The following is a 13995-nucleotide window of genomic DNA, read 5'->3' on the forward strand; positions in this document are numbered from 1 at the left end:
CAGGCGGCTTCTAACCGGTGGATTCCGCCTGCTCAGCAGCAGGCGGCTGATAGCGGCGCAAACGCGCCATCAGTAGCCACATCACCATCCCCAGCACGGTGGCGGCCAGTCCCAACAGGCCTGCCGCCTGTTGCGGCAGCAGCAGTGACCCCATCGCACCAATCATCGCCGCGCCAATCGCGTCACCGGTGACGTTCTGCGCTGTCCACAGGCTGTTGATCCGGCCAAGCAGCGCATCCGGGGTCAGCGTCTGGATCAGAGCATATTGCACCAGGCTGTTGATGGCGCTGAAATAGCCAAACGCGGCGAGGCAGACCAGGCTCAGGCTGAACCACGGCATCAGGCTGAACAGGGTAAGGGCAATAAAGGCGGCAATGGCGCTGGCCAGAATCAGGCGGCCCGGCTGCGCTGACTGCGCCAGCCGGCCGCTGGTTAAGGCTCCGACCGCGGCCCCGAGCGGCACGGCGGCATACATCAGCCCCAGCTGCTCCAGCCCGACCTGCCAGTGCGGCGCCAGTGCCGGATAGAGTACGCGTACCGCACTGGCTAAGGTCACCAGCGCGCCAACCAGCGCCGCCATACCGACTATCGGGCTGGCAAACAGGAAACCCATTCCGGCGGATAAGGCGGTCAGCGGATGTTCACGCGGCTGTGGCGGTGGGGCCAGCGTCGGCAGGCGCAGCAGAGTGAGTACCGTCAGCAAGGTGCCGAGCGCCGCCAGTCCGTAGTTCCAGGCCACGCCGCCGTGGGCGATCACCAGCCCGGCAATCGCCGGTGACAGAATGGCGCCAAAGCGCACCGTCAGCATGGTGATCGCGCCCGCTTTCATAATGTTTTCGCGGCCGACCAGCGCTGGTGTGGCGGCCAGCAGCGCGGTCACGCCGATCGCCCCAAAAAAGCCATCCCACAGGCCCAGCACAAACACCGCGATCACCGACGGAGCAGGCAGCAGCGCATTCACACACAGGGCGACAAAACCGAGGCCGCAGGTTGAACGGGCAAACAGGATCAGGCGGCGGCGCTCATAGCGATCGGCCAGTACGCCACCGGTGAGCAGGCCAATAAACATACCGGCACCGGCCAGCGTGACCGCCAGACCCACCAGCAACGGCGATTGCGTTAACTGCTGAATCTGCACCGGGACGGCGACCGCCAGCATACCGAGCGCGACAATCGAGATGAAGCGAGCAATAAACACGGCGCGAAAAGCGGGATGGGTTTTCAGCAGGCTGAGATCGATAAAGTGGGAGGGTTTGTTCATAACGTCGCCTTTTTGCACCCATTTTCCTCATCATTGAGTTTGCGAGTCATGGTAACATACAAAAAATGCGTAATAACGATAACAAGTATCATTATCATAATGGTTTCCATCCCGATGCCATTGAATCCGTAAAGGTTTAACTGTGATGCGTCAATTCCATGTAATAGCAGGCTCAGGGATGCTGCTGTTGCTGCTCCTCGCGCTCAGCCTGATGCTGGGGGCCAAATCCATAGCCTTCCATGATGTCACCCAGGCACTGCTGACCAACTGCTCCAGCGCAGACTGCATCATTGTGCGTGATGCCCGGCTGCCGCGTACCCTGGCCGGGCTGCTGGCGGGCGCAGGTCTGGGCGTGGCGGGCGCGCTGATGCAGAGCCTGACACGCAACCCGCTGGCCGATCCCGGAATCCTGGGGATTAATGCCGGTGCAGGTTTTGCGGTAGTGATCGGCATTGCGCTCTATGGTGCGGATTCCCCGATTGACTGGCTCGGTTTTGCCTTTGGCGGCGCGCTGCTGGCGTCGTTGCTGGTGGCGCTGACCGGGGCGGTCGGTGGCGGGCGGGTCAATCCGGTACGGCTGACGCTGGCCGGGGTCGCGCTGGGCGCGGTGCTGGAAGGCTTAACCTCCGGCTTGTCGCTGCTTAATCCTGACATCTACGACCACCTGCGTTTCTGGCACAGCGGGTCGCTGGATATCCGCAATTTTGCCATTCTGCGCACGACGTTTCCCGCGGTGGTGGTCGGCTCTCTGCTGGCGCTGCTGCTGGCCCGGTCGCTCAACAGCCTCAGCATGGGCGGTGATATGGCGACGGCGCTCGGGACCCGCGTTGTCCGCACCCAACTGATTGGACTGCTGGCGATTGCCTTGCTGAGCGGGGCCGCGACGGCCGCGGTAGGCCCGATTGCCTTTGTCGGATTAATGACGCCGCATCTGGCACGCTGGCTGCTCGGCAACGATCATCGCTGGATGCTGCCGGGTACCCTTCTTATCACGCCCTGTCTGCTGCTGGCCGCCGATATTCTCGGCCGGGTGCTGGTGCCGGGCGAGCTGCGCGTGTCGATTGTGACGGCGATTCTCGGTGCCCCGATGCTGATTGTGCTGGTGCGCCGCAAGGCTGGCAGAGGTGCGGTATGAAACGCGTCGTACTCAATGGCACCTGGCTGCTGCTGGCCTGTCTGGCGCTGGCCTTTCTCGGCGTGACGCGCGGCACCTTGCCGATCCCGGCGGCTCAGCTTTGGCAGGTGATCAACGGTGAGGCGGCACGCAATATTCAGCTGATCGTGCTGGAATGGCGTCTGCCGCGGGTGATGATGGCACTGCTGATTGGTGGTGCGCTGGGCGTCAGCGGCGCTATTTTTCAGTCGCTGCTGCGCAACCCGCTCGGCAGTCCGGACATTCTGGGTTTTAACACCGGGGCTTACAGCGGTGTGCTGGTGGCGCTGGTGTTGTTTCAGCAGAATATGGAAGGTATGACGCTGGCGGCATTGACCGGCGGCTTGCTGACCGCGGGTGTGGTCTGGCTGTTTAGCTGGCGCAACGGTGTTGAGACTTTTCGCCTGATTATTGTGGGTATCAGCGTGCGGGCATTGCTGATGGCGCTGAATAGCTGGCTGATTATCAGCGCTTCACTGGAAGCGGCACTGAGCGCCGGGTTGTGGAGTGCTGGCTCGCTGAACGGCATCAGCTGGGCGAAAACCACGCCGGTGATCAGCGTGCTGCTGCTGGCGCTGCTGGCGACGGCGCTGCTGGCGCGGCGCATGCGGCTGCTGGAGATGGGCGATGATACCGCCTGCGCGCTGGGCGTTCCGGTTGAGCGCAGTCGTATTTTGCTGATGCTGGTCGGGGTGATCCTGACGGCGGCGTCAACCGCGCTGGTCGGGCCGATTTCGTTTATCGCCCTGCTGGCACCGCAGATCGCCCGCCGGTTGTGCGGCGGCATCAAAGGTGCCTTGCCGCTGGCGGCGCTGTGCGGCGCGCTGCTGCTCACCGCTGCTGACTACGCCGCGCAGCACTTTTTCCTGCCCTATCAGCTGCCGGTTGGCGTCATCACGGTCAGCCTGGGCGGACTTTATCTGATTGCTCTACTGGTGCGGGAGGCGCGACGCCAATGACAGTGACAACACGTTTGCAGGGCGACGCGCTGACGCTCGGTTACGACAAAAAGATCGTGGCGGAGAATCTGTCGGTCACCATCCCTGACGGAGAACTGACGGTAATTATTGGCCCCAACGCCTGCGGGAAATCGACGCTGTTGCGCACTCTGAGCCGGCTGGCCGCGCCGTTACGGGGTGAGGTACTGCTGGATGGCAATGCAATCGCCCGTTACTCCACCAAAGAGGTGGCGCGCCGTCTCGGGTTGCTGCCGCAAAGCTCGAATGCGCCTGTCGGCATCAGCGTCAGTGAACTGGTGGCGCGCGGGCGTTATCCGCATCAGCCGCTGTTTGGCCGCTGGCGTCAGGAAGATGAAGCGGCGGTGCAGCAGGCGATGCTGGCGACCGGCGTGGCCGATCTGGCACAGCAGCAGGTCGATACGCTGTCCGGCGGGCAGCGGCAGCGGGTCTGGATTGCGATGGTGCTGGCGCAGCAAACGCCGCTGCTGTTGCTGGATGAACCGACCACCTGGCTGGATATCGCCCATCAGATTGAGCTGCTGGAACTCATGCAGGATCTTAATCAGCAGCATGGTCGTACGCTGGTGGTGGTGCTGCACGACCTTAATCAGGCGTGTCGCTACGCCAGCCATTTGATCGCCATGCGTGATGGAGAGATTATCGCGGAAGGCAAACCGGCTGATATTGTAACGCCGGCGCTGATTGAGGCCATTTACGGCCTGCGCTGCATGATTGTTGACGATCCGGTGGCGCATACCCCAATGATTGTGCCGCTGGGACGCGCAGCCCGCTGATCCGGCCTTCAGCCGTTGGGAAGGCGCGCAGCACTCAGCCGCGCGCCGACAGATTAAAACGCTGACAGCAACTGCTGCAGACGTGGCCCAATCTGCTCAAACATCCGCGGCGAAATGATCTCGACGTGGGCGCAATCCAGCGGCCAGATCTCCAGTTCGGCGACGTAGGGCGACCAGGCGCGACGGGCATCCTGACCGGGCTGCTGCGTCTGCTGCGCCAGGAACAGGGTGGCACGACCGGTAAAGTGCGCGCTGCGGGCGGTGGCCAGCAGTCGCACCGAGCTGGCGTAGTTGGCTTCGATGGTGGTAAACAGCGCCTCCATCCCTTCGCCCGCCTGCTGGCGCTGCGCGGCGATAAACTGTTCGCGCTCCCGGTTCACCTCTTCCAGTACCGCCGGGTCCAGCACGTTTTCCCCGCGTTTCTCATCCCAGTTCTGCGTCTCCGGTGGCCAGGTGTCCAGCAGGCCGAGGAAGGCGACGGTTTCACCTGCTGCTTCCAGCCGCGCCGCGATACCCTGCGCCAGCGTTCCGCCCAGCGAATAGCCGAGGAAATAGTAAGGACCGTGCGGCTGCTGCTGACGAATCGTTGCCAGGTGCGCTTCACACACCGCATCGAGATGCGGTGCCTGGTTGAGCGGACTGGCGAGGTCTGGCGACTGAATACCCAGCAGCGACCAGCGCGCATCGAGATAGCGTTGCAGCACGCTGAACTGCCAGGCAAAGCCGGATGCCGGATGGAAGCAGAACAGCGTCGGCCCGTTGCCGCGCCGCAGCGGCAGCACCGCTTCAAAACCGGCACGGCTGGCCTCAGCCGGTTCACTGCTCAGCAAGGCCGCCAGTTTTTCCACCGTGGCGGCAACCATAATCTGGCCGACCGAAACCGGCTGATTGAGGCGACGCCGCAACTGTGCCGCCAGCCGCATCGCCAGTAACGAATGGCCGCCGAGAGCGAAGAAATCATCCTGGGCGCTGACCGACTCCCGCTCCAGCAGGGTGGCAAACGCCTGCGCCAGCGTGGTTTCCAGCCCCGGATGCGGGGCGCGCCCGGCGTCTGCGGTTTGCGTTGCTGGCAGCGGCAGCGCTTTACGATCCAGCTTGCCGTTGCTGCTGAGCGGTAACGCGGCCAGCTGGACAATGGCGACCGGCACCATATGTGCCGGTAACTGCGTCGCCAGTGCCTGCCGCATCGCTGCGGCATCAATCGGCTGATCCGCCACCACATAGCCCACCAGCTGACGGGCATCACCCTGCTGATCGTTTCCGCCGCCCAGCACCCGTGCGTGCGTTACCGCCTGCGCCACGCCGGGCAGGGCAGCCAGGGCGTGATCGATCTCATTCAGTTCAATGCGCTGGCCGCGAATTTTGAGCTGATCATCGCTGCGGCCAAGGTATTCAACGGCACCGTTACTCAGCCAGCGAGCAACATCACCGGTGCGATACATCCGGCTGCCGTCGCCATATGGGTCAGCAACAAAACGGCTGGCGGTCAGGTCGGGACGATCCAGATAACCGTGTGCCAGCTGTACGCCGGTCAGATAGAGATCGCCGGCCACGCCAGGCGGCACCGGTTGCAGACCGGCATCCAGAATCCGTAAGCCGGTATTCCACACCGGGAAGCCAATCGGCACGCTGGCACCTTCGACCGCCGCCAGTTCCTCACCCGATGCCGGGTAGTAGCTGACATCCACCGCTGCTTCGGTCGGACCGTAGAGATTGTGCAGGGCGACCTGGGTCAGCGTTTGCCACTGACGTGACAGATCGGCCGGTAACGCTTCGCCGCTGCAGAATACCTGGCGCAGCGTCGCGCAGCGCGCCACGGCATCATCATCCTGCAGCGTGGCGACAAAGGCAGCCAGCATCGACGGAACAAAATGGGTCGTTGTAACGCGGTGGCGGGCGAACAGCTGTTGCAGCGCCTCCGGATCGCGATGCGCGTCTGGCGGGGCCATCACCAGTTGTGCGCCAGTTATCAGCGGCCAGAAAAATTCCCAGACCGACACGTCGAAGCTGCTCGGGGTTTTCTGCAATACCACATCATCGTTGCTGAGTGGATAGTGATCCTGCATCCACAGCAGGCGGTTGACGATCGCCTGATGGCTGACCAGCACTCCTTTTGGCCGACCGGTGGAGCCGGAGGTATAGATCAGGTAAGCGCCATCCTGTGGATGCGGCTGCTGTCCGATTGCCGTCCGGACCGGCGTGAGCAGCGCGTCGTAAAACAGCGGCGTGACCGGTGAAAGGGCCGCCAGCCGGTCAGCCAGTTCACGGCAGGTGATCAGGGTTTTCGGCGCGGCATCTTCCAGCATCATCTGCAGGCGGTCGTCGGGATAGCCGGTGTCGAGCGGCAGATAAGTGGCGCCTGCGCTGACGATGGCCTGCAGCGCCAGCGACAGGAAGATCGAGCGCGGCAGTGCGACGGCGACGATATCGCCCGGCGCCACGCCCTGCGCAACCAACTGCTGCGCCAGCGCCGCGACCTGCTGCTGCATCTGCTGATAACTGAGCTGATGCGCCTCATCCGCCAGCGCCGGTGCCAGCGGAGTACGCTGTGCCTGGCTGAACAGCAGGCTGCTCAGCGTCTCCGCCGGCAATGGCATCGTGGTGTTATTGAGAGCCGCTAACTGCTGATGTTCAGCGGGCGTCAGCATATCCAGTTCGCCGCACGGAGCGTCGGGACTGGCGGCCAGCTGTGACAGCATCAGCGCAAAGCGGCTGGCGTGCTGCTTCAGGGTCGTTTCGCGGTAGCGCTCTGCGTTTGCCAGCAGCTCCAGCGTCACATCGCCCTGTTCGCTGAGGTAGATAGCAATTTCCAGATCGCGCACCGGGCCGGAGGCGAGCTGGTGGGTTACGCCTTCAATACCGGCAAAATCGAGCTGGTAATCGAACATCTTGAGGTTGATGACCGGTCCGTAGAGCGGATCGCTGTCGCCAGAGCGGCCAAGATCACGCTGCACCTGCTCGGCATCGTAGCGCTGATGACGACGCATTTTCTTTATTTCGCCCGCCAGCTGCGCTGCCAGTACGCTCAGCGGCTGGGCCGGGTCGCTGTGTACCGCCATCGGCAGCACATTGATCACCGGACCGGTGGCGCACAGTGCCGCGGAACCGATGCGGCGCATAAAGATGAAACCTGCCGCAAAGTCGTTTTGCCCGCTGAGACGCGCCAGCCACAGCGAGACCAGCGCAATGGCGGTGTCCGCCGCGCTGAGCTGCTGCTGTCGGGTATGCGCCAGCAACGTCTGAAATGCGCTGCGATCCAGCGCAAAGGTATGTCGCAGCAGATCGGTACTGGCGCTCTGACCGGCCAGCGGCAGATCGGACAGCGAGGCGGGCGCGGGGAGCTGTGCGCCTTTTTCACGCCAGAACTGCGCATCACGCTGCCAGCCGGTGGATTGCTGATAGCGCAGGTACTCGTCAACCACCTCACTGAACGGGGTAAAGGGCGTCGGCTCCGGCGCTTCATCGCGCTGCCAGGCGCTGTAGAGATTGGCGATACGGCGGGTCAGGGCGGTAAAACTGAAGCCATCGACCACCAGATGGTGATAACGCTGATACCAGTACCAGTGATCGTCACTTAACCGCAGCAGGCTGTGATGATAAAGCGGCGCGCCGCTCAGCACCCGCAGGTCACCGGACATATCCTGCTGCATCAGCGCCCGTGCCGCAGCTGCTGGATCGGCTGAACTGCGCAGGTCAATCACCTGCGGCTCAGCAAAGCGCTGCGGCGCAGGCCACTGCAGGGGTTCGCCCTCCTGCTCGCCGAACGCCATATTCAGCGTGTCCGCTTCCTGCATACCGGCAACGATGGCTTTGGCCAGCAGCGCGCTGTTGATCGCCCCGCGCAGCTCGACAAAGTGCGCCACCGCGTAGGCATTGGCGTGCGGTGAGAGCTGGTCTGCTATCCAGATGCCAGGCTGAGCGGCCACCAGCGGTAACGTTTTCTGTTCAGTCAGATTCGGGGTCATGGTGATCTCAGACATCGTCGCTCCCGCGCTTCGGGCGAATATCGTGCCAGTTTTCATTCAGCCAGCTCAGGCAAAGTGCCTGTGGCTGCGGTCCAAACACCGGCTGCCAGCCTGCCGGAACGGCCCGGAAGGCGGGCCACAGGCTGTACTGCTGCTGATTATTAATCAGTACGCGACATTCCTGCTGCGGATCGTCAAAGGGGTTGAGTTGTTGCATATCGGTCTCCTGCCCATGCAGTGCGGGCGAGATCTCGCCTCGTCCTGCACGCAGCTGACCGCGATCGGTCTGCTGCGTGCAGGCGGGGAGATAAGCGAATCAGGGGTATTGCCACATTGCTTTAAGTCCGGCCAGCAGGCCGCCGCGCCAGCACAGCGCATCGTGTCCCCCTTCAACCGGGTGATAGCTGACCTGATGTCCGGCCGCGATTAAATCACGCTCAAATTGTTGATTCGCTGACAGAATCAGCCGCTCACGCCGTCCTGCTTCGAGGTAAAAGCGGCGCGGCGCTGCCTGCAGCAAACCTTGTTGTAGTTGTTGCGGTAGCCAGCCGTTGGGGTTACCGCGTTCCGGCCACCAGAAGGAGCCGGAAAGGCTGATGGCGGCACCAAAGGTCTCCGGCCAGTTTAAGGTGGCGTAGGCTGCGGAGAGCCCGCCAAAACTCTGTCCCGCCACCAGCGTGCTGCCGTCCGCCACCCGACAGGAGAGGGTTTGCTGAATCAGCGGCAGCAGCTCGTGCTGAACCGCCAGCCAGAAATCGGGATTGCAGGGCAGTTCACGACTGCGGTGTTCGCGATCGATGATATCGATCATCACATAGACCGCTGGTGGCAGTTCGCCGGCGGCGGTGAGCTGCCGGAGCGGACCGGCAACCGGCATGGTTTGCGCCCAGAACTGACCATCCAGCAGTAACGCCAGTGGACGTTCAGCGGGATGCGCCTCACCGCTACAGTAAATCCAGACGTTACGCTGATTGCCCAGCCGTTCGCTGCGCCACAACAGTGATTGCAGCGGAATATCCGCCGGATGGCCGCGATCAACATCGCGCCACAGCGACTGATCGGGCGCCTGCGGCAGATGCAGCGGTGAAACCGCCATCCCACGGCCGCCTGCCCAGCCGCGCAGTGGATTAAGCGGATCAGCCTGTGCCGCTGGGAATTTTTCGCGCCACCATTGCCGCAGCGCCTGCATATCGGTCTGACCGTCGAAGGTCTGCGCCTGGCTATCGGGCATCAGGCAGTAGCTGCCGCGCCAGTCAGCGGGCAGAGTGGTTTGCCACCACCAGACATCGGTATGGGGAACGCGTATTAAGGAGGAGGGCGCAGCGGATTGATGATGATCGGTCACGCCGGTGATATTGATCCAGACGCGGCGCGTGGCTGAGTGTGACTCATCGCCCTGCGGATCACGCCAGAAGAAGGTGACCTGGCAGGTGCCTTCTTCACCGGGTTCAATCAGGGGAATGCCCTGTTGCTGCTGCTGTTGCCACCAAGCGTCACTGCCGGTCACTTCATTTAACCACGTCATACGCGCCATCAGTTGATCACTGCACTTGATTAGGGTCATGCATGTTAGGAATAATAGTATTGATAATTATTTTCATTTGCAATAGGGTGTTTCCGCTCTACAGGGAGCGCGCGCATCCTCTCTGCCGTATCGGGCTTTGGACCAGGTGTAAGGTCGCCTGATAAGGGTCCGCAGAGAACTGGAATGCGTTGCAGGCAAGGTACTTACCTTTTCACCGGCGCGCCGGCAGTAGCCTTTCGCTGGCAATCCAGGAATAAAAAAATGAAAACGTTATCCCGGCTTTCTTTAGCCATTATGATTGAACTGGGTTTCACCACCTCTCTCATTTCTACCGGTGCAGCAGCCGCTGAGCCAGGCATCACCAGCAACGCCTCCGATACCGCCAGCGAAACCACCATGACGGTGACGGCCGCTCAGCAGACGCTTCAGGCGCCCGGTGTCTCCACCATCACCGCGGACGAAATTAAAAAACATCCGCCTGCGCGCGACGTCTCTGAAATCATTCGTACCATGCCCGGCGTTAACCTGACCGGGAACTCCACCAGTGGCCAGCGCGGTAACAATCGCCAGATCGATATTCGCGGCATGGGCCCGGAAAATACCCTGATTTTAATCGATGGCCTGCCGGTCACCAGCCGCAACTCGGTGCGTCTTGGCTGGCGGGGCGAGCGTGATACACGCGGCGACACGAACTGGGTTCCGCCAGAGCTTATTGAGCGGATTGATGTCATTCGCGGTCCGGCCGCCGCCCGTTACGGTAACGGTGCCGCAGGCGGGGTAGTGAACATCATCACCAAAAAACAGATGGATAATCAATGGCACGGCTCCTGGAGCGGCTATTACAACGTGCCGCAGCATAAGGATGAAGGCGCAACCAGGCGTACAAACTTTAGCCTCGAAGGGCCGTTAGGCGACGACTTTAGCTTCCGGCTGTATGGCGGGCTGGCAAAAACCCAGGCTGATGCTTACGACATTAATGAAGGTCATGCCGCTGAGCGTACCGGCAACTATGCCGGTTCTTACCCGTCAGGCCGTGAAGGTTCGGTGAATAAAGATGTTCACGCCTTACTGCGCTGGGCCTTTGCGCCGATGCAGGCGCTGGAGTTTGGCGCTGGCTATAGCCGTCAGGGCAACCTGTACGCCGGTGATACCCAGAACACCAACACCAATGCGCTGGTGAAAAGTAAATATGGTGAAGAGACCAACCGCCTCTATCGTCAGAACTTCTCGCTGAAGTGGACCGGCGCGTGGGATAACGGCATCAGCACCGATACCTATGCGCAGTACGAGAACACCCGTAACTCGCGCCTGAATGAAGGGCTGGCGGGCGGCACCGAAGGGATCTTCTCCAACAGCAACTTTAATACCATCCAGCTGGATGATGTGCTGCTGCACAGCGAAATCAGTATTCCGTTCGAATGGCTGGTCAACCAGACCGCGACTCTCGGCACCGAGTGGAACCAGCAGCGGATGAAGGACCCCTCCTCGACGACCCAGGCGGCCAATTACGGTTCAATCCCCGGCGTCGCTACCACCGGACGCAGCCCCTATTCGCAGGCGGAAATCTTCTCGCTGTTTGCTGAAGACAACATTGAACTGACCGACAGCACCATGCTGACGCCAGCGCTGCGTTTCGATCATCACTCCATCGTGGGCAATAACTGGAGCCCGTCACTTAACCTGTCACAAGGATTAGGCGATGACTTCACGCTGAAAATGGGGATAGCCCGTGCCTACAAAGCACCGAGTCTGTATCAGACCAACCCTAACTACCTGCTTTACAGCAACGGCCAGGGCTGCGCCGCCAGCACCGGCGCCTGTTATCTGATGGGCAACGACGATTTAAAAGCGGAAAACAGCATCAATAAAGAGATTGGGCTGGAGTGGAAGCATGAGGGTTATCAGGCCGGTCTGACCTGGTTCCGCAACGACTACCGCAATAAGATTGAGGCGGGCACGCTGCCAACCGGTACCGCTTCGAACGGTAAAACCGACATCTATAAATGGGAAAACGTGCCGAAAGCGGTGGTGGAAGGGCTGGAAGGGACGGTCAACGTGCCGTTCTCAGAGAGCGTAAGCTGGAACAATAACTTCACCTACATGCTGCAAAGCAAGAACAAAGAGACCGGCGATCGGCTGTCGGTGATCCCGGAATATACGCTTAACTCGACGCTGAGCTGGCAGGCAACGCAGGATCTGTCGCTGCAAACCACGCTGACCTGGTATGGCAAACAGACGCCGAAAAAGTATGACTACAAAGGCAATCCGGTCACTGGCAGCGCCACCGATGAAGTCAGCCCTTACTCAGTAGTGGGCATGAGCGGCACCTATGACGTTAATAAATATGCCAGCGTCACCGTCGGGATCGACAACCTGTTCGATAAACGCCACTTCCGCGAAGGCAATGCGCAGACCACCGGTAACGCCACGACGGGCGCTTATCTCTACGGTGCCGGTGCCAATACCTTTAACGAATCGGGCCGCACTTACTATATGAGTGTCAACACCCGCTTCTGATGGAGTTAGCGATAACCAGACCCGGATGACTCTGCCGCAGTTAATATGCTCCACGCGCAGGGAACAGGGGCAGGGAAGGGAAGCGTCCCGCGCCACGGACGGCACGGGCTGAGCGGCCAGAAATTGGCTTAAACGTCTTTCCGATCTGCCGCTGTTTCCCGTGCAGGCTCGGTCTTATCGCTGACGTGACCGGACTTTATCAAAAAAATGCAGCAGGTCGATCGCCTGCTGCATTTTTTATCTCTGCTTTATCAGTTGTTCTGATTGATATCGCGGTAGAGCCGGCTCTCAAATCGCACCAGCGGAATACGGCGGGTACGCTGATCTTCCGGCGGGACCGCATAACCGGAAAGGAACTGAACGAATGCCACCCGCGCGCCGCTGGAGGTGGTGATAAAGCCCGCCAGGTTATAAACCCCCTGCAGTGAACCGGTTTTCGCCGACACTTTGCCATCCAGTCCCGCCTCATGCAGACCGCCACGGTACTGCAGCGTGCCGTCATAACCGGCCAGCGGCAGCATCGAGATGTAATCCAGCGTGCTGTCATTCTTTGCAATGTATTGCAACACCTGCATCATGGTTTGCGGCGAAATCAGGTCGTGACGCGACAGGCCCGAACCGTCAACCTGAATGCTATTACCCATGTCGATATTGGCTTTGGCTTTCAGGATACGACGAATCGCGTCCTGTCCGGCACGGAACGTCCCCGGCACGTTGAAGTAGTGATGACCAATGGTACGGAACACCGTATCCGCAATCATGTTGTCCGACTTCTTCAGCATGGTGTGCAACAGAGTATGCAGCGGCGCCGACTGGGTCGAGGCCAGCACCGTGCCTGGCTCGGTGGCCTGCGACTGACGTACCAGATGCCCGCTGTAATCGATCTCCGCCGCCCGCAGTTCCGCTTTCAGGATTTCGCCCGCCCAGGCCGCGCCATCCTGTACGGCAAAGGCCAGCGGCAACGGTTCGGCGCGTTGACGCATACAGCCGGTCAGGGTGTAGCGATTGAGTTCGCCCGGCACCACGTCCAGTTCGCAATATTGTCCTTCGCCGCTGTTGCGGCCGATGGTGCGTACCTGGCTGTACATGTGCGCCGGATAATAGGAGGCGATACGAACAAACGCATTCTCGCCCGGCGTATTCGCGCTGTAGAGCGAGACAGAAAAACAGTTTTTATCCACGATAGCGGCACCTGGCGGCGCGCTAAAGCACTGGGTCAGATCGTTCCACGGCCAGCCTGGCGCCATGTCATGGCTGGCAAAAACCGAGGTATCAATCACCAGATTGCCTTTAATATGGGTGATGCCCTGTTTCTTTAACGCTGCCACCATGTTGCGCAGATCCTGGCGACTTAATGTGGGATCGCCGGCAAAACGCGCCACTAAATCGCCGTTCAGCGTGCCATCGACCAGCGCGCCTTTGGTCTCAAAGGTGGTCTGAAAACGGTAATCTCCGCCCAGTTCCAGTAAGGCCGCCAGCGCTGTCACCACCTTCATGGTACTGGCGGGTAACGCCATCTGTTTTCCGTGGTAATCAATAATCGGCGTTGATGCACCCACTTTCTGCACCATCAGCGCCAGATTGGCGCCGTCTGGCAGATACTGCATGTATTCATCAACTGGCGCTGCTTGTGCCTGCAGCATAAATGCACAGGTTAATCCGGTAACAAGTCGTGAAAATCGCATAATCTCGCGGTAACTGGCAGGTGAAGCCGTCAATACTACGTCGCTGGACGGTGGAAAGTAAACGATGACCCGCAGTGAACTCTGGGGTAAAATACGTATCAAATTGCAAAACCCTTTTCTGGCCCGGAATGCTTTC

9 protein-coding genes are annotated in these 13995 nt (G+C 60.7%); 4 read left to right on the plus strand and 5 right to left on the minus strand.

Annotation, left to right across the window (positions count from 1 at the left end):
• Positions 1-10: 10 nt before the first annotated feature.
• The gene (gene entS / locus ACX3P5_RS01785) at positions 11-1261 is read right to left on the minus strand and encodes an enterobactin transporter EntS (RefSeq protein WP_458968202.1); all 1251 of its coding nucleotides are present in this window, start codon (positions 1259-1261) and stop codon (positions 11-13) included.
• A 145-nt stretch (positions 1262-1406) separates the two neighbouring features.
• Between entS and fepD the strand changes: the two genes are divergently transcribed.
• From fepD to ACX3P5_RS01800, 3 genes are read left to right on the plus strand one after another with little or no spacing between them, the layout of a single operon-like run.
• Entirely contained in the window at positions 1407-2396 is a 990-nt protein-coding gene (gene fepD / locus ACX3P5_RS01790) for a Fe(3+)-siderophore ABC transporter permease (protein WP_233985467.1), read from the plus strand.
• Complete coding sequence (gene fepG, locus ACX3P5_RS01795; RefSeq protein WP_233985466.1) at positions 2393-3373, plus strand: iron-enterobactin ABC transporter permease; 981 nt, start codon at positions 2393-2395, stop codon at positions 3371-3373. The genes fepD and fepG overlap by 4 nt, the downstream gene beginning before the upstream one ends.
• Positions 3370-4167: an ATP-binding cassette domain-containing protein gene (locus ACX3P5_RS01800; protein ID WP_458968203.1), complete on the plus strand. Its 798-nt coding sequence runs from the start codon at positions 3370-3372 to the stop codon at positions 4165-4167. The genes fepG and ACX3P5_RS01800 overlap by 4 nt, the downstream gene beginning before the upstream one ends.
• Positions 4168-4220: 53 nt before the next feature.
• Here the strand turns inward: ACX3P5_RS01800 and ACX3P5_RS01805 are convergent, their stop codons facing one another.
• From ACX3P5_RS01805 to fes, 3 genes are all read right to left on the minus strand, one after another.
• The gene (locus ACX3P5_RS01805) at positions 4221-8147 is read right to left on the minus strand and encodes an amino acid adenylation domain-containing protein (protein WP_458968204.1); all 3927 of its coding nucleotides are present in this window, start codon (positions 8145-8147) and stop codon (positions 4221-4223) included.
• A complete protein-coding gene (locus tag ACX3P5_RS01810; protein ID WP_233985463.1) occupies positions 8140-8349 on the minus strand; it encodes an MbtH family protein in 210 nt (69 codons plus the stop codon). Before ACX3P5_RS01810 ends, ACX3P5_RS01805 begins: the two co-directional genes overlap by 8 nt.
• A 99-nt stretch (positions 8350-8448) precedes the next feature.
• Complete coding sequence (fes, locus tag ACX3P5_RS01815; protein WP_336755935.1) at positions 8449-9666, minus strand: enterochelin esterase; 1218 nt, start codon at positions 9664-9666, stop codon at positions 8449-8451.
• 252 nt (positions 9667-9918) lie between these two features.
• Between fes and ACX3P5_RS01820 the strand changes: the two genes are divergently transcribed.
• Complete coding sequence (locus tag ACX3P5_RS01820) at positions 9919-12174, plus strand: TonB-dependent siderophore receptor (RefSeq protein WP_233985461.1); 2256 nt, start codon at positions 9919-9921, stop codon at positions 12172-12174.
• 251 nt (positions 12175-12425) lie between these two features.
• Here ACX3P5_RS01820 and dacB read toward each other — a convergent pair whose 3' ends face one another.
• Positions 12426-13859 (minus strand): serine-type D-Ala-D-Ala carboxypeptidase, encoded by a 1434-nt coding sequence (gene dacB, locus ACX3P5_RS01825; protein ID WP_233985460.1) that lies wholly within the window; start codon positions 13857-13859, stop codon positions 12426-12428.
• Positions 13860-13995: the final 136 nt, after the last annotated feature.

Source organism: Pantoea sp. S-LA4 (assembly GCF_054482835.1).